Source organism: Streptococcus sp. E29BA (assembly GCF_041807805.1).
Classification (GTDB): domain Bacteria; phylum Bacillota; class Bacilli; order Lactobacillales; family Streptococcaceae; genus Streptococcus; species Streptococcus entericus.
In genome coordinates this window covers 35,242-50,238 of record NZ_JBGTZA010000017.1, presented here as the reverse complement: position 1 = coordinate 50,238, position 14,997 = coordinate 35,242, and the positions used below count along the sequence as shown (strand labels likewise).

General features: G+C 46.5%; 18 protein-coding genes. 5 read left to right on the top strand and 13 right to left on the bottom strand.

The genetic code is table 11. The features are described 5' to 3' along the window. Positions 1 to 586 precede the first annotated feature (586 nt). The 9 genes from ACERC8_RS05755 to tsaB form a co-directional block, all read right to left on the bottom strand. Positions 587 to 1,504: a pseudouridine-5'-phosphate glycosidase gene (locus tag ACERC8_RS05755; protein ID WP_373658946.1), complete on the bottom strand. Its 918-nt coding sequence runs from the start codon at positions 1,502 to 1,504 to the stop codon at positions 587 to 589. A 1-nt stretch (position 1,505) separates the two neighbouring features. Then, complete coding sequence (locus tag ACERC8_RS05750; RefSeq protein ID WP_373658945.1) at positions 1,506 to 2,621, bottom strand: carbohydrate kinase; 1,116 nt, start codon at positions 2,619 to 2,621, stop codon at positions 1,506 to 1,508. Positions 2,622 to 2,895: 274 nt separating this feature from the next. Next, positions 2,896 to 3,732: an energy-coupling factor transporter transmembrane protein EcfT gene (locus ACERC8_RS05745; RefSeq protein ID WP_373658944.1), complete on the bottom strand. Its 837-nt coding sequence runs from the start codon at positions 3,730 to 3,732 to the stop codon at positions 2,896 to 2,898. Then, the gene (locus tag ACERC8_RS05740; protein ID WP_373658943.1) at positions 3,725 to 5,392 is read right to left on the bottom strand and encodes an ABC transporter ATP-binding protein; all 1,668 of its coding nucleotides are present in this window, start codon (positions 5,390 to 5,392) and stop codon (positions 3,725 to 3,727) included. The genes ACERC8_RS05745 and ACERC8_RS05740 overlap by 8 nt, the downstream gene beginning before the upstream one ends. A gap of 64 nt (positions 5,393 to 5,456) precedes the next feature. After that, a complete protein-coding gene (locus ACERC8_RS05735) occupies positions 5,457 to 5,777 on the bottom strand; it encodes an AzlD domain-containing protein (protein WP_373658941.1) in 321 nt (106 codons plus the stop codon). Continuing rightward, the gene (locus ACERC8_RS05730; RefSeq protein ID WP_373658940.1) at positions 5,767 to 6,459 is read right to left on the bottom strand and encodes an AzlC family ABC transporter permease; all 693 of its coding nucleotides are present in this window, start codon (positions 6,457 to 6,459) and stop codon (positions 5,767 to 5,769) included. Before ACERC8_RS05730 ends, ACERC8_RS05735 begins: the two co-directional genes overlap by 11 nt. Before the next feature lie 430 nt (positions 6,460 to 6,889). Then, positions 6,890 to 7,903, bottom strand: a complete 1,014-nt coding sequence (gene tsaD, locus ACERC8_RS05725) for a tRNA (adenosine(37)-N6)-threonylcarbamoyltransferase complex transferase subunit TsaD (RefSeq protein WP_373658939.1) — start codon at positions 7,901 to 7,903, stop codon at positions 6,890 to 6,892. Positions 7,904 to 7,936: 33 nt separating this feature from the next. Beyond that, positions 7,937 to 8,338 carry a ribosomal protein S18-alanine N-acetyltransferase gene (rimI, locus tag ACERC8_RS05720; protein ID WP_373658938.1) on the bottom strand — a complete coding sequence of 134 codons (402 nt, stop codon included), beginning with the start codon at positions 8,336 to 8,338 and terminating at the stop codon, positions 7,937 to 7,939. Position 8,339: 1 nt separating this feature from the next. Continuing rightward, the gene (gene tsaB / locus ACERC8_RS05715; protein WP_373658937.1) at positions 8,340 to 9,023 is read right to left on the bottom strand and encodes a tRNA (adenosine(37)-N6)-threonylcarbamoyltransferase complex dimerization subunit type 1 TsaB; all 684 of its coding nucleotides are present in this window, start codon (positions 9,021 to 9,023) and stop codon (positions 8,340 to 8,342) included. 277 nt (positions 9,024 to 9,300) lie between these two features. Here tsaB and ACERC8_RS05710 point away from each other — a divergent pair, with 277 nt between their 5' ends. The 5 genes from ACERC8_RS05710 to ACERC8_RS05690 all read left to right on the top strand — a co-directional run bounded on the left by ACERC8_RS05710 (position 9,301) and on the right by ACERC8_RS05690 (position 12,746). After that, positions 9,301 to 9,531 carry a DNA-dependent RNA polymerase subunit epsilon gene (locus ACERC8_RS05710; RefSeq protein ID WP_373658936.1) on the top strand — a complete coding sequence of 77 codons (231 nt, stop codon included), beginning with the start codon at positions 9,301 to 9,303 and terminating at the stop codon, positions 9,529 to 9,531. 1 nt (position 9,532) lies between these two features. Further along, positions 9,533 to 11,212, top strand: coding sequence for a ribonuclease J1 (gene rnjA / locus ACERC8_RS05705; protein ID WP_373658935.1), 1,680 nt, complete (start codon positions 9,533 to 9,535; stop codon positions 11,210 to 11,212). Positions 11,213 to 11,707: 495 nt separating this feature from the next. Next, entirely contained in the window at positions 11,708 to 11,986 is a 279-nt protein-coding gene (locus tag ACERC8_RS05700; RefSeq protein ID WP_373658934.1) for a helix-turn-helix domain-containing protein, read from the top strand. Positions 11,987 to 11,997: 11 nt separating this feature from the next. Further along, positions 11,998 to 12,642, top strand: coding sequence for a hypothetical protein (locus ACERC8_RS05695; protein WP_373658933.1), 645 nt, complete (start codon positions 11,998 to 12,000; stop codon positions 12,640 to 12,642). Then, positions 12,567 to 12,746 carry a tetratricopeptide repeat protein gene (locus ACERC8_RS05690; RefSeq protein WP_373658947.1) on the top strand — a complete coding sequence of 60 codons (180 nt, stop codon included), beginning with the start codon at positions 12,567 to 12,569 and terminating at the stop codon, positions 12,744 to 12,746. The genes ACERC8_RS05695 and ACERC8_RS05690 overlap by 76 nt, the downstream gene beginning before the upstream one ends. A gap of 136 nt (positions 12,747 to 12,882) precedes the next feature. On the opposite strand, the gene ACERC8_RS05685 is transcribed toward ACERC8_RS05690, so the two are convergent. From ACERC8_RS05685 to ACERC8_RS05670, 4 genes are all read right to left on the bottom strand, one after another. Beyond that, positions 12,883 to 13,569, bottom strand: a complete 687-nt coding sequence (locus tag ACERC8_RS05685) for a CHAP domain-containing protein (RefSeq protein ID WP_373658931.1) — start codon at positions 13,567 to 13,569, stop codon at positions 12,883 to 12,885. A 180-nt stretch (positions 13,570 to 13,749) separates the two neighbouring features. Beyond that, entirely contained in the window at positions 13,750 to 14,373 is a 624-nt protein-coding gene (gene ytpR, locus ACERC8_RS05680) for a YtpR family tRNA-binding protein (protein WP_373658930.1), read from the bottom strand. 9 nt (positions 14,374 to 14,382) lie between these two features. Further along, positions 14,383 to 14,697 carry a thioredoxin family protein gene (locus ACERC8_RS05675; RefSeq protein WP_373658929.1) on the bottom strand — a complete coding sequence of 105 codons (315 nt, stop codon included), beginning with the start codon at positions 14,695 to 14,697 and terminating at the stop codon, positions 14,383 to 14,385. Further along, positions 14,684 to 14,989, bottom strand: coding sequence for a DUF4651 domain-containing protein (locus ACERC8_RS05670; RefSeq protein WP_373658928.1), 306 nt, complete (start codon positions 14,987 to 14,989; stop codon positions 14,684 to 14,686). Before ACERC8_RS05670 ends, ACERC8_RS05675 begins: the two co-directional genes overlap by 14 nt. Positions 14,990 to 14,997: the final 8 nt, after the last annotated feature.

Here is a 14,997-nt window from a genome sequence, read left to right as displayed (position 1 = left end):
GCTCTCCAGAGCGATGTTGTAGGCAGGGTCATTGGACGTATTGACGATGTATTTCATGGCATTCTCCTTGTTAGAAAGTGGTTACTATCAGGTCTATTATAGCAAAAAGCTTCTCTATCTGGCAATCACAAGAGCATTTTTGTTACCGTTTCTTTTTCAAAAGGGAAACCATACTCATCCTCCTGCCAGCACAACAAACCATGCAGCAACACCAACAGCCACTCAGTCCCCAAAACCTATAACAAAACAAGCGCTATTCTAGTATCGGCTTTAGCCAGATGCCTATCTGACAAGCGGATAGAGCCTATCAGGCTTGCTGTTTACTACCAGCTGCTTCAACTGTTAGGCAGAAATATTGTTACGACGAACAAAACCCTCGTTTGACAACAACGAGGGTTCCGTTCTAGTTTGAGGGTTGAGCAAGCTATCCATTCAATCAATTTTTCTTTCATCACTTTCTATTGTAAACTAAAACAGCTGAATTGTCAGCTGTTTTGAGTCTAATTTCTATGAGGTAAACTACCTTTGATGAAGCTACAGGCCGTCGTTTTGCATCGTTCTCCGTGCACTACTATTTAGCTCGAATCTATTGCACTTGTTTAGCGTAATCTGCCGCAATCTGGGCACCGATTTTAGCATTGTTGTAGACCAGTTGGATGTTGGTCTTGAGGCTATCACCACCCGTCAACTCGACAATTTTCGCTAGAAGGAACGGGGTGCTGTCCTTGCCACGCACACCTTTTTCATCTGCTTCTGCCACTGCTTGGGCGATAATGGCATCGATTTTTTCATGCGGGATTTCATGCTCTGCAGGGATTGGATTAGTGACAAGGATACCTGCTTTGAGACCTAAAGCATCGGAATAGTGCATCATGCTGGCGATTTCTTCCGTGCTTTCCACACGGGTATTGAGCTTATACTCAGATGTCCTAGTATAGAAGGCCGGCAAATAGTCAGTCTGGTAGCCAACCACTGGTACACCCTTGGTTTCCAGGTATTCCAAGGTACGAGGCAGGTCAAGGATTGCCTTAGCTCCCGCACAAACGACCGTCACAGGGGTTTGTCCCAATTCGTCCAAGTCCGCTGAGATGTCCATGGTTTCTTCGACCCCACGGTGGACTCCCCCGATACCACCTGTCACAAAGACCTTGATGCCCGCCAAGTGTGCTCCGATCATGGTCGTTGCAACAGTCGTTGCTCCTAACAATTTTTTAGCAAAGACCTCTGGCAGGTCACGACGTGACACCTTAGCGACTGGTTTTTCCTTGGCCAAGCGCTCTAGGTCTTCTTCTTCCAAACCAATTTTGAACTGACCATCCATAATGGCGATGGTAGCAGGGACCGCTCCGTGATTACGAATAATTTGCTCCACGGTTTTCGCCATCTCCACGTTCTGCGGATAAGGCATCCCGTGAGAAATGATGGTGGACTCCAGCGCTACGACTGGTTTTTTAGCGTCCAAAGCTGCTTGGACTTCCTTGCTGATAGAGAGTAAGTGTTTCATCTTAGATTTCTCCTTTTTCCTTGAGTTGTTGATAGTTTTGTTCCAATAGCTGAGCGGATAGGTCGACTCGGACAGTCGCATCTGTCTGGATTGTATGATACGCATTGGTCAGACCGTAGGCGATCGCTTCTATAGCCGATTTCCCCTCCAAGAGACCGTGAATCAGACCTGCTGAGAAAGAATCCCCAGCTCCTGTCACATCAACGACTTTTTCGACCCTTGGCGGCTGGATATACTGTCGCTCCCCGGACTGATTGGCGTAGTAAGACGCCTGACTACCTCGGGTCATCAAGACATGCTCAAGACCCCTGCTCAGCCATTTTTCCGCCAAAGCTGTAACATCCTCCTCAGATGCCACCTGACAGCCAAAGTAGGCCTCACTCTCGTCCTGGTTGACCACCAGCCAAGTGACCCCAGTCAGGTCTTGAGGCAGATGGGTCATCTTGGGACTGCTGACGGGAATGACGACCAGCTCCTGCTCTTGTTGTTTAGCTAGTTCAATGGTTGCTGTCACCGTCTCAAGCGGTAGATTAAGGTCTACCACCAAGAGCCGGGCCTGTGCCAACCAACTTCGGTGACGATACAACCAGTCTGGTGTCATCTGGTCACAAATGGCCATATCAGCTAGCCCCAACTGCATGTCACCCTGACTATCTAGAATCGCTGTGTAAGACGAGGTCGTCTGCCCTTCGATTTGGGTGACCTGCTGGAGATTGACATAGCTTTCGGTCTGCGTCCGAATCCAATCGTAATCATGGTCTCGACCCGCCACAGAGAGCAAGCTGACGGCTTGCCCCAGTCGCCCCAGATTTTCAGCGATGTTGCGGGCAACCCCACCAACACTCATGCTGGCCATCACAGGATTACTGGTCTTAGGCTGCCAGTTATCACCAAGAACATACTTGCGATCCATGTTCATGCCACCGATGCAGATGACCTCTGTAGCGTGGTTGAGCACATAAGCTCGTCCAAGCAGGTATTTCTTGGTCATTAAGTTAGAAATTAAACCAGCCACCGTTGAACGATTGAGGCCTAGATGATCTGCAATTTCCTGCTGTGAGAGAAAAGGATCTTGTTCCAGAAGAGCGAGTATGCGTTGCTCATTTGTCGTTAGCATAGCACCTCCTTTTGGACTTTTGTTTATTTTTAGGATTTTTGTCCTAAAATCATTGTACTCCAAAAAGAAAACGGTGTCAAGAAAAAACTGCTAAATGGTCCAATATGCTCCTAAGGAAAAAACTTGCAACAAAGGTGAGGTTGCAAGTCTTTTAGAAAAATTTTTGAAAATGCAATTATTAGGAGATAGTGTCCTCCAATGCGGAACATCTGACACTGTCAGAGAAAATGCGGTATTCTCATGCCCTGCTAATTTTGAAGCGTCTGACCCAGGCTTAGCCGATAAAAGGATTGTAGAACCGACCACCATTGATCCAAAAGAGAGCAAGGGTCACCAAAACGACAGCAACAGCTAGCCCAATCACCGTATAATCACCAGAGTTAAGCTTTTGTGACTTATACCAGGTTCTATTTTTTTGTTGACCAAAACGGCGCAACTCCATGGCGGTCGAAACCGTATCAATCCGCTCCAACGAACTAAAAATCAGTGGCACAAGAATTTGAACATTACTCTTGATACGCTTGACTAAAGGCGCTTTTTTGGACAGTTCCAACCCTCTAGCTTCCTGCGAGAGCTTAATCATCTGGAATTCTTCTTGAATATCAGGAATATAGCGGAGCGTTAAGCTGACAGCATAAGCGATTTTATAAGACACTCCAGCTTGATGGAGACTGGCCGCAAACTGGCTGGGATGAGTGGTCATCAGAAACAAAATAGCCAGAGGCACCGTGCAAAAATATTTTAGCAAGAGGTTAAGGAGGTAAAAGAGTTGCTCGGCGGTCAGGTTAAATCGCCCCCAACCCTCCAGCAGAACGGTCTGACTATTATAAATCTCTACCCCATAAGCTGGCGCAAACAAGTAGACCATGATTAAGTTCAGAAGGGCAAAAACAATCACAATGGTCAAGACAAATGAAATTTCCCGTAATTTAATTCCTGCTAACCGAAAAAGCAACAAAGACCCAACGGCAATAAAAGCAATCAAACGTGTATCATAGGTTGTCATGGCAGCAACTGATACCAAAACAAAAAAGATGAGTTTAGCTACACCAGACAGGCTGTAGAGAAAGCCTGACCCTTCCTTATAACCAATCAATGTTTGTTTAGCCATGTTGACCTCCTTGTAGCATCTTATAATAGGCTGTCACTGCTTCTGGCGTGGCTTTCATTAGTCTTGCTAACTCAAACAAGGACGTTTGCTTGAGATTGGCTGCCGCCAGAATATCTGGCTGATTGAGGATAGCCTGAGGGCTGTCATCAGCCAAAACTTGACCATCACTGATCACCACACAGCGGTCGGCATACTCTAGCATGAGCTGCATATCATGGGTAATCATCACAATGGTACGACCCAGTGCATTGAGCTCATCTAGGAACATCATCATCTCACGATAGGTCCGCTGATCCTGACCGGCAGTCGGCTCGTCAAGCAAGATAATCTCGGGATTGAGCACCAAGATAGAAGCGATGGTCACACGTTTCTTTTGCCCATAAGACAAGGCTGAAATCGGCCAATGGCGAAAAGGGTATAAGCCACAAACCGTCAAGGCCTTATCAACTCGGCTAGCGATGGTTTCTTCATCAACACCACGCAGACGAAGCCCTAAAGCCACCTCATCACTAATTTGGGTCTGGCTAATCATCTGATTGGGATTCTGCAAAACATAACCAATCCGCTCAGAGCGCTCCTTAACAGTATCTGTGGAGATGTCCTGCCCCAGATAACGGATTGTCCCATTCACTGTCACAAACTGACAGAGGCTCTTTGCCAGAGTAGACTTACCGGCTCCATTTTTTCCGACGATTGCCAAACGCTCCCCCCGTCGCAGGGTCAGGTTAAGCCCTCGTAAAATAGGACGCTCTGGTTGGTAGGCAAAGGTCCAATCAGATAACTCTAACAAGGCTTCCATCTCCTTAGGACGAATAGCAGAGCTCCCCTCAGGCAACACTAAGTCTGGCAAGCTCAGCTCATCGAGCCGACTAAGATTGTCCAAACCTGTTAAATCAATACCCAGACCACGCAAAACACTGATATAAAGTGGTTCACGAATACCATATTGCCCCAGCAACTCAGAAGCCAGTAGCTCATCGGGATGACCGTTGAAGACCAACTCCCCGTCATGGAGCAGAACAATCCTGTCCACCGGTCTGTGCAGAACATCTTCTAACCTATGCTCAATGATAAGCGTGGTCGCCCCAGTCTCTTGGTGCAGTCGATCAATCAGCTCAATGGTCTCCTGACCAGACCGAGGGTCAAGATTAGCTAATGGCTCATCAAAAAGCAAAATAGGGCTCTCATCAATCAAGACACCACCCAGGCTAACACGTTGCTTCTGCCCGCCCGATAAGTCCTGAGGGCGGTGCTCCAATAATTCCCTCAACGCCAACTGGTCAGCCCAATAATGGACACGACTGACCATCTGATCTTTGGGGCAAGCATCATTTTCCAAGGCAAAGGCCAGATCTTCACCGACAGATAGACCGATAAACTGACCATCAGTGTCTTGTAACACCGTGCTGATCAGCTGAGAACGGTCGTAAATTGACAGTTGACTAATCTCCTGTCCTCTCACCAGCAATCGCCCTGTTTGTTTTCCCCTGTGGATATTGGGGATAATGCCATTTAAGCATTGCCCCAAGGTTGATTTTCCAGAACCAGATGCCCCGATAATCAGCACCTTTTCCCCTTCTTCAATGGTCAGGTCTATTTTTTTCAGGGTAGGTTCTGATTGGGCATCATATTGGAAGGAAAAATTCTCAAACCTTATCACCTTGCATCTCCCTAAACTTTAGCATTTGTTAGGAACATTATACCACAAAATACCTTTAATTCCCTCAAAGCAATCTCAAACCAGCCACACACCCCACTCCGACAAGGACCGTAAGGATAATGTTATTAGTCTTTTTAAAGGTCACATAGGTTGGTACTAAAGCCAGCGCTTCAATCAGCTTTAAGCTCGGCAATTGCCCAACACCAACCTGAAACACGCTGGACAGGATAAGCGTAAACATGATGCTGACAGGAAGATAAGATAGAAAGGCAACAACTTTCTCGGGTAGTTTGGCAAATTTCACTAAAAAATATGGAAAGATTTTAGGCAGCCAATTGGCTAAACTGGCGAGCAAGATTAGTACGACTGTTGATTTAGTCCACATCTGTTAACACCCCCACGAGACAACCCATCAAAGTCGCTAGTAAAACAGCTACCGACCCTTGCACCAAGACTGAAGAGAGCAAGTAAGTCCCTCCAACGCTAATTAGCATCACACCTATCCTAGAAGTTGCCACTCGCTTGCTCAAGACATCCAGCTGACTGGCAAAAATAGCAAGAAACATCACCATCAAGGCATAGTCAATCCCCAAACGCTCAGGATTTGGTAACAAGCCCCCTAACATAGCACCTAGCACACTAAAAACAAACCAAGAGAGGTAGCCCGCACCATTATTGCCAAACATCCATAACGGTTCTACCCGCTCAACCTCAAGCTGATGAGTCAGCAAGACACCGTAGCTCTCATCAGTCATCATGCTAGCAGCTAATAACTGTTGAGGCAAACGATAGCTTTCAAACACCTTGGTCGTATGAAGATTCAGCAGGAGATTGCGCAGATTGAGTAAGCCTATCGTCAGGGTCGCACTCACAGGGTCGGTCTGGGCAGCAACCATACCACACAAGGCAAATTGAGCCGAACCAGAATACACTATCAAACTCATCAGAGCCGTCTCTGCGGGAGACAGACCTGATTGGGTCGCCAAAATCCCACAAGCTAAACCAATGCTAGCATAGCCAAGAACGGTTCCTGTTGCAGCAGCCATGCCACGTCTAAATTCCGACATTTGTTGTTATCCTTTCAATCAGTTTCACTTATTTTCAACTGTCCTATCATAGCACAAAACCCACCTACCACAAAGGCAGACGGGTCAAAGTTATCAGATAAGAATGATTAAAAGAAAGTCAGCAGTAAGAGTTAGCTTGAACAATCATTTTCAGGTCAAAACGACAGTTCTCTGCCGACTCGGAAAAGGCTAGGTTGCTTTGTCTGGTTGATTAGCATTTATGCACGCAATATACTTTGCCTGTCAGAATAGCTATAGCAAGTTAATTCGTCGTCTTCTTAAAGTAACCTAATTTCTAAACTGCTCTTCAGCGCACAAAACTGACCAGCTATCAATTCTGTTCTGGCAACTGTCAGAGCCAACCATATCGTCCACCGTGACATCTAAAGTCAGTTATTAGCTGGTTACTAGCCAAGCAAGAAAACGCCTTTTAGTCCTCAATACCCTTAAAGACCAAACTAGGTTTGGCATTAAGCGAGAGGTCCGCAAGATTGCCTTTCTCGTATTCAACAACCGCAGCAAAGGCAATCATGCCGGCATTATCGCCACAAAGGCGCAGAGGTGGCACGATCACCTCAACTTCGGTGATGTCCACCGCCAGACGCTCACGTAAGCCCTGATTCGCTGCGACACCGCCTGCGACAACCAGCTGCTTGACAGGGTACTGGACGAGGGCCTTCTTGGTTTTTGCCATCAGCACATCCAGTACCGCCGCCTGGAAGGACGCACAAAGGTCTGTCAAGACTAAGTCCTCGCCCTTTTGCTGGGCATTGTGATGCAGGTTGATAAAGGCTGACTTGAGCCCTGAAAAAGAAAAATCCAGATGGTCTTCCTTGATCATGGCACGAGGGAGATTGTAGGTATCCTGTCCTTGATGGGCGAGCTGGTCAATCTCACGACCAGCTGGATAGGTCAAGCCCATGACCCGACCGACCTTGTCATAGGCCTCTCCTACCGCATCATCTCGCGTCTCACCAATGATGCGGTAATCCCCTGCCTCAGGTACATAGACCAATTCCGTATGCCCACCTGATACTAAAAGCGCCATAAGAGGATAAGTTAAATCGCTCTGCTCTTTTGCCGCCATCAGATGCCCTGCCATGTGGTTGACAGGGATAAGCGGAAGTCCATGCGCCCAAGCAAAAGCCTTAGCAGCTGCCATACCCACCAAAAGGGCACCAACAAGTCCAGGCCCTTCAGTCACCGCCACAGCCGTCAGGTCGCTAGCAACCAAGCCAGCCTCGCTCAGAGCATCGGCAATACAGGTCGTGATGATTTCCACATGGTGGCGGCTGGCCACCTCAGGCACCACTCCACCAAAGCGCTTGTGGCTCTCCACCTGACTAGCGATAATGTTGGTTAAGAGCTCCTTATCATTTTTGACAATAGCCACACTGGTCTCATCACAAGAGCTTTCGATGGCTAGGATGTATCTATCTGTCATCTGATTTCTTTCTATTTGGAAAATAGCTGAGCGTCACTGGTGACGCGTCATGATGATGGCGTCTTCAGTCGGCTGATGGTAGTAGTTCTTTCGCCGACCTACAGCAGAAAAGCCATGCTTGAGATAGAGGGCTTGGGCAGCCTGATTGCTGCTTCTCACTTCTAGGAAAATGGGCTGGCGCTCCTTAGCCAAGGCTTGCATGAGCTGGTCAGCCAAGCCCCTGCCTTGGTAGGCTCTCTTGACAGCGATATTGGTGATTTCAAGCTCGCCAACTAAGAGTTGAACCGCCAAGAACCCAACTAATTCTTGCCCTTCATAACGATAAAAATACTGGCTTTCTGGCTTATCTAGGTCTGCACTAATCTGCTCAAGCGACCAAGGTGACTGCCCATAAACATCCGTTAAGATGTCGTAAATAGCTTGTGCTGTCGCCATCTTAGACCCTCTGGATGTAAGTGTTGTTATCGCCTGCTTCATGGTTCTTCAACCAATTTTCCTCGGCTTCAACCCGTTTGAGGTAGGTCGGTACAAAGGCGTGAGGATCAACAGGAACAGCAGTTATAGCTGCGCACCCGATACGATAAGCAGACGGCAAGGTTGGCAAGATATGGGCGTCTGGATAGCGCTCCTCAATCTGCTGACGGAAATTGCCCACCTCACCGACAAAGGTCAGGTCTCTCTGATCAGATAGGCGATCCAGTAAATCGTTAAAGGCACAGTTGGTATCTGGTGCAATTGCTCTGCCATTCTCATAAAAACCAGCATAAACCGTGTTGCGGCGAGCGTCGATCAGAGGGATAATCACCCCTTGAGCCTCAGGCGTTAGGGCGTAGAGGCTAGAGATGCCGACCAAGTCAATAGCAAGGGTATAGGCTAAAGTCTTGGCTGTTGCTACCGCCATCCGTAATCCTGTATAGGAGCCTGGTCCCTGAGCGACAGCGATGCGGTCAAGGTCTTGAGGGGTCAGCCCTGCTTGTGCCATGAGAAAATCGATGCTGGGCATGAGGCTGATGCTGTGGTTTTTCTTGATGGTGAGGGTCAAATCCGCCAACAAACGGTCGTCCTCTAGAAGAGCGATGCTTAAAGCTTGGTTGGAGCTATCAAAGGCTAAAATCTTCATGCTTGTCCTTTTTATCTGATTAATATCTGGTTTTTATCAAGGCATTATGCGTCAACCTGCAAAGTCTCGGCTTGCTTATACCTCCTATTTTATGCTATAATTAAAATAATTGCAACGCATCACGGTCAAATTTAACACCTGTATCTTTATCGCTTATGACTGAGCGGTTAAACAGGTGCTGATTACTCTGAAATTTAATTAGCCAAGCACCCCACAATTGGGGATTGTTTTGGTGATGTTGACAGACTGACTGAGAAGCCATACAGAAAGGATTATCATGATTTACAAAGTATTTTTCCAAGAAACAAAAGACCGTAGCCCACGTCGGGAAACAACCAAGATCAGCTATATCGAGGTGGATGCCAAAACAGAACTAGAAGGGCGCATCAAGGTTCGTCAACTCGTTGAGGAAAACACCGCTTATAACATCGAACTCATTCAGTACTTATCAGATAAGCATTTAGCCCATGAAAAAGAGTCTGGCGTTTTTGAATTAACGGAGTTCTAAGATGGTAAAAGTGAACTTAAAACCACACGAAGTTGGGGTCTTTGCCATCGGAGGTCTTGGCGAAATCGGTAAGAACACCTACGGCATTGAGTACCAAAACGAGATCATCATCGTTGATGCTGGGATTAAATTTCCAGAAGATGATTTGCTAGGGATTGACTATGTTATCCCTGATTATTCCTACATCGTTGACAACATCGACCGCGTCAAGGCCTTGGTCATCACCCACGGGCATGAGGATCATATCGGTGGCATTCCCTTCCTGCTTAAACAGGCCAATATCCCCGTTTATGCTGGGCCATTGGCGCTAGCCCTGATTCGTGGCAAACTGGAAGAACACGGTCTGCTCCGTCAAGCCAAACTACATGAGATTAACCACAACAGCGAACTGGTCTTCAAACACTTGAAGGTGACTTTTTTCCGCACCACCCACTCTATTCCAGAGCCTTTGGGAATTGTCATCCATACCCCTCAGGGTAAGGTGGTCTGCACGGGAGACTTCAAGTTTGACTTTACCCCTGTTGGAGAACCTGCTGACCTCCACCGCATGGCAGCGCTGGGTGAAGACGGGGTGCTACTGCTGTTGTCTGACTCCACAAACGCAACAGTGCCAACATTCACAGAATCCGAGCAAGTTGTTGGAAAATCAATTCTCAACATCATTGAAAACATTCAGGGACGGATTATCTTTGCCTCCTTTGCTTCCAACATCTTCCGTTTGCAACAAGCTGCAGAAGCGGCGGTTAAGACCGGTCGGAAAATTGTTGTCTTTGGGCGTTCCATGGAAAAAGCTATTGTCAACGGTATCGAGCTCGGCTACATCAAGGTGCCAAAGGGCACCATCATCGAGCCAAACGAGATTAAAAACTACCACGCCAGTGAAATCCTCATCATGTGTACAGGAAGTCAAGGTGAGTCGATGGCGGCGCTATCTCGGATTGCTAACGGCATGCACCGTCATGTGGTGCTACAACCTGGCGATACAGTGATGTTCTCATCAAGTCCAATTCCTGGAAACACCACCAGCGTTAACAAGTTGATTAACACCATCCAGGAAGCTGGGGTTGAGGTCATTCACGGCAAGATTAACAACATCCACACTTCTGGACACGGTGGTCAACAAGAACAAAAACTGATGATTCGCCTCATGAAGCCCAAGTTCTTCATGCCGGTCCATGGGGAATACCGCATGCAAAAAGTTCATGCTGGTTTGGCAGTGGACTGCGGTGTGCCAAAGGAAAACACGTTTATTATGGAAAACGGTGATGTCCTCGCCGTAACTAAGGACTCAGCGCGACTGGCTGGCAAGTTTAATGCCCAAGATGTCTACGTTGATGGTAATCGTATTGGTGAAATTGGTGTTGCTGTCCTGCGTGACCGCCGTGACCTGTCAGAAGATGGGGTCGTGCTTGCAGTAGCAACTGTTGATTTCAAGACCAAGATGGTTTTAGCGGGACCAGATATTCTCAGCCGTGGCTTCATTTACATGCGCGAGTCCGGTGATTTAATTCGTGAAAGTCAGCGCCTACTCTTTAACACCATTCGCGTTGCCTTAAAGAACAAGGATGCTAATATCCAGTCTGTCAACGGCGCAATTATCAATGCGCTCAAGCCTTTCCTCTACGAGAAAACCGAGCGCGAGCCCATTATTATCCCTATGGTTTTAACACCTAATAACTAAAATAAACTAGGACTTCAAATGGACAACCTCAGCCGTTAGATGGAACAATGCTAACAATTGAGCTGCCGTTTGCAAGTCCTTTTTTCTCTGCCTTCGGACCTTTCTCACGGTTAATGAAAAAGCACTCAGGAAAGTCCAGTGCCGTCAACTACCACAGTTATTTTTAACACCATCTTGCTGACTGTCAAATAACGTCATGACAAAAGATAAGCTGAATGGCTCAATTAACCTGACGCTGAGATAAGCCTTATAAGCTTTATCACTACCAAAGGAGCAACTCGCCTCAAAAGGTTTAAGCTGTCAACGCCAAAACAGTAAATGAGTCAGATGCCATCAAGATTCTTAGATTTCCGATGGCATCTGACTGATATTCAACTATTTTTACAGTTTATCCAACAAATGTCCTCTTGTTATTTGATCCCTCTAGCGTATAATAAGGATAAGAGCTCTTAATATCACACTACGGAGGTTCCTATGCAAACCATTGGTAAAAAAATGAAACAACTACGGCTCAAAGCAGGACTCAGTCAGATTCAACTGGCTGAACAATTAGGGTTATCTAATCAAGCAGTATCCAAATGGGAGACCGATTTTTCTCAACCAGATATCAGCCTCTTACCTGAACTGGCTACTCTTTTCGGCGTTAGTGGCGTTAGTATTGATGAGTTGTTTGATTACACAGCGGAAAACTACTATGAAAAAATCCAAAACAGCCTAGAATACGGCAGCTCCTATCCAACAAAGACTTCCAACAATTTGAGAACTGTTTACTGAATCAGCTCACGATGACACGAGACAAGTACGACGCCAACTCAACACTGGGCTGGCTCTATCTTAGTCAAGCAGATCAGCTGCGCAAGAAAGCTAGTTTCTATTGTAAAAAAGCTCTTGAGCTGCGCCCTAACGGTAAGCGAGATATTAGCATCATCAATGCTGCCTCTGGTGGCATCATCTATGACTGGGATGTCCGAAATCGTCAGGAACTTATCGATTATTACCGGAAAACCTTGCTGGTCGCCCCTGAAAACCAACGCCTCTACTTTTACCTTTTAGATAACCTCATCGATGATGATCGTCTAACAGAGGCTCGTCAGATCTTGACAGCATCAGAAATCAATAACCCAGATCCGTTAAATGCTTTTTACAAGATTTTCATCAAAGAAAAAGCTAGAGGTTTCAAAATAGTTAAAACAGACTATCTGACCTTAACCAACAGTTTTCAAAAGACTGGCGAGTCCTCTTTGCTGTCACTAATGCCTTTTCTCAAAATGCCTATTACAAGGAAGCTATCCCCATTTGGGAGGCGGCCTTTTAGGCGCAGGTTAAACCGCGCTACACCGACTTTTACGAATCTATCGCTCAATGTCACATCAGACTGGGCGACCATGAGGCTGCTATCAAAGCTTACAAACAAGTTCTCAAAATTTTAAGAGAGGATTGGAACTATCGTTTCGGTAGCCACATTGACCGCATCAACGAAAAAATCTTACAACTGACCTCCTTAAGCCAATCAGTCGGCAACCCTTCTAACTAAATAGCCAACCTAATCATCAAGAATTCCCAATTAGGCACCATCATAAGACTTGGAAATATCTGGCTCGCACGAGATTTCCAATCCTTTCATCGTCAAAACCCTCCTAGAACAACATATCTAGGAGGGTCATGTTTTGTTATCGTTGTGGGGAAATCGGGTAAATGTAACTCACAACCCCTTCAGAAGTTTGAGTTGGATCAAAGAAACCACGATAGTTGGCAATATTGGGATTACCACCAATATTAGCTTCCAAGACCTGAATACTAAATTCACTCTGCACATCAGTCACATAAGCCACGTGACCATAGCCACCATAAGGATCGGTCCATACAGCAATCGCACCTTCGACAGGTACAGTACCTATCGTAAAGCCATCTGCCGCTGCACTCGCCGCCCAGTCTCCGCCATTGCCCCAATAAGTATATGCCCACGGTGCCAATTCCTTGACACCCCAGGTACACTGTCCAACGGGGTAGAAGTTGCCAGAAGTCAGGTTGGCTTGTGCATTTGCAATCGCCAGCTCGCTACGGCTTCGATAAGGATTAGCGGCTTCCTCTGCTGCTTTGGCTTCAGCAGCAGCTTTAGCTTCTGCCGCCGCTTTGGCCTCTGCCGCTGCCTTAGCATCTGCTGCAGCCTTGGCTTCTGCGGCTGCTTTTTCTTGGGCAAGTTTTAACTCTCGCTGGCGAGCTTTCAAAACAGTCACAAGCTCCTGTTCTGTCCGATCAAGACCGCTCGCTTGAACAGTTGATAATAGTGATAATTGTCCAGCCATCAAAGCCCCTAATAAGGCCATCTGGAACAATGATTTTCTTAATTTTAACATTATTTGAATTCCTTTCTATCATTAAACTGCCTGTCTAGCATACGATAGATTTGTAACAATCACATCACAAAGGCATGACATTTATGACAAAAAGATTAGAACTGATGGGCTAAAGCTATATTTTAAGGTTAAACGGCTTTCATTTAAGGAAAAACTCTCCTGAAAACAGGAGAGTTCTTACTAAAGACGCCAGTGTTTATCTGGTGAAAATATTTGACCAACGGGAGTATCAGCTGCTAATTCAATGATGCCCCGTTTTTGAGGAGCATTCGGTAGAGCCAGCTCCCTTGGGGAACACATCATACCGTAACTGTCAACACCGCGTAACTGCCCTGGAAAAATCAACAGACCACTCGGCATCATGGCACCTGGCAAGGCAACAATTGTTTTCAATCCTAACGCGACATTTGAAGCTCCGGCCACAATCTGAACCGTCTCATCAGCTGATACTTTGACTTGGCAAATGTTCAGGTGGTCACTATCTGGATGAGCAGTCAACTCAACAATCTCACCCACGACAAATTTAGGCTGGTCATCACCCACAAGCTCCTCATCAAAACCAAGTTCAGTCAAGCGCTGATTGAGTGTCTGCAACTCCTCTGCTGACAGAAAAACCTGCCCATTCCCCTCAATTGGAAACAGTTCTGACACTTGGAAAATGTTCCAAGCCACCGTTTGACCATCAGCCTTGCGGACAATGCGGGCAACAGTCTCTCGCTTGTCAACTTCAACAGCTTGCTTCTGGTCGTCAGCGACAATGACCATGAGCACATCACCCACATGTTTGTTATAGATAAAAATCATGTTTTCTCCTTAGATCGTTTGTAAAAAATGGCTAATCTCTTGCTTTGTTTTTCGGAGGCGGTTAACGAGGCGACCGATTTCTTGACCACCTTGAGTGACAACAAGGCTTGGGATACCGAACACATCCCATTCCTTAGCCAAGTCCATAAACTGATCACGGTCAACCTGCAAAAAGGTCAGTTGTGGAAAATCCGCCACCAACTCATCTAAGACAGGATAGATAAATTGACAATCCCCACACCAATCTGCGGTAAACAAAAACACAACTTTCTGGTCACTGTTGACCAACTGACTGATCTCATTTATTGAACTAGCTTTCTTCATCATTTCTCTCCATATCATGCTCTTTGTAGTCGATGTCACCCTTGTGGTAGCGAAAATCAAACACCACACCATCATCAAAAACCACACCGCCAAAGGCTTGACCAGCTCTGCTATTGACCTCTGTCAAATAAACCACCTCAATCTCTCCCATCGGTGCGAAAAAGGCGCGAATCTCCGCTAACAGTTCGCTATCTTTTTGTTGCTCTTTGACCTGCTTTTTGTGACCAATAAGAGCAAGAACGCCTAGGGCGCTCACAAACCCTGTCACTATGGCAAATTTTTTCTTTTTCATGACCTTAT

Excerpts from the sequence above, each read along its gene's own strand:
- ACERC8_RS05745 (WP_373658944.1), bottom strand. The coding sequence starts at position 3,732 with ATGGCTAAACAAACATTGATTGGTTATAAGGAAGGGTCAGGCTTTCTC.
- ACERC8_RS05675 (WP_373658929.1), bottom strand. The coding sequence starts at position 14,697 with ATGAAGAAAGCTAGTTCAATAAATGAGATCAGTCAGTTGGTCAACAGT.
- ACERC8_RS05735 (WP_373658941.1), bottom strand. The coding sequence starts at position 5,777 with ATGTGGACTAAATCAACAGTCGTACTAATCTTGCTCGCCAGTTTAGCC.
- ACERC8_RS05730 (WP_373658940.1), bottom strand. The coding sequence starts at position 6,459 with ATGTCGGAATTTAGACGTGGCATGGCTGCTGCAACAGGAACCGTTCTT.
- rimI (WP_373658938.1), bottom strand. The coding sequence starts at position 8,338 with ATGGCGACAGCACAAGCTATTTACGACATCTTAACGGATGTTTATGGG.
- ACERC8_RS05685 (WP_373658931.1), bottom strand. The coding sequence starts at position 13,569 with ATGTTAAAATTAAGAAAATCATTGTTCCAGATGGCCTTATTAGGGGCT.
- ACERC8_RS05755 (WP_373658946.1), bottom strand. The coding sequence starts at position 1,504 with ATGAAACACTTACTCTCTATCAGCAAGGAAGTCCAAGCAGCTTTGGAC.
- ACERC8_RS05710 (WP_373658936.1), top strand. The coding sequence starts at position 9,301 with ATGATTTACAAAGTATTTTTCCAAGAAACAAAAGACCGTAGCCCACGT.
- rnjA (WP_373658935.1), top strand. The coding sequence starts at position 9,533 with ATGGTAAAAGTGAACTTAAAACCACACGAAGTTGGGGTCTTTGCCATC.
- tsaB (WP_373658937.1), bottom strand. The coding sequence starts at position 9,023 with ATGAAGATTTTAGCCTTTGATAGCTCCAACCAAGCTTTAAGCATCGCT.
- ACERC8_RS05695 (WP_373658933.1), top strand. The coding sequence starts at position 11,998 with ATGACACGAGACAAGTACGACGCCAACTCAACACTGGGCTGGCTCTAT.
- ytpR (WP_373658930.1), bottom strand. The coding sequence starts at position 14,373 with ATGATTTTTATCTATAACAAACATGTGGGTGATGTGCTCATGGTCATT.
- ACERC8_RS05670 (WP_373658928.1), bottom strand. The coding sequence starts at position 14,989 with ATGAAAAAGAAAAAATTTGCCATAGTGACAGGGTTTGTGAGCGCCCTA.
- tsaD (WP_373658939.1), bottom strand. The coding sequence starts at position 7,903 with ATGACAGATAGATACATCCTAGCCATCGAAAGCTCTTGTGATGAGACC.
- ACERC8_RS05700 (WP_373658934.1), top strand. The coding sequence starts at position 11,708 with ATGAAACAACTACGGCTCAAAGCAGGACTCAGTCAGATTCAACTGGCT.
- ACERC8_RS05750 (WP_373658945.1), bottom strand. The coding sequence starts at position 2,621 with ATGCTAACGACAAATGAGCAACGCATACTCGCTCTTCTGGAACAAGAT.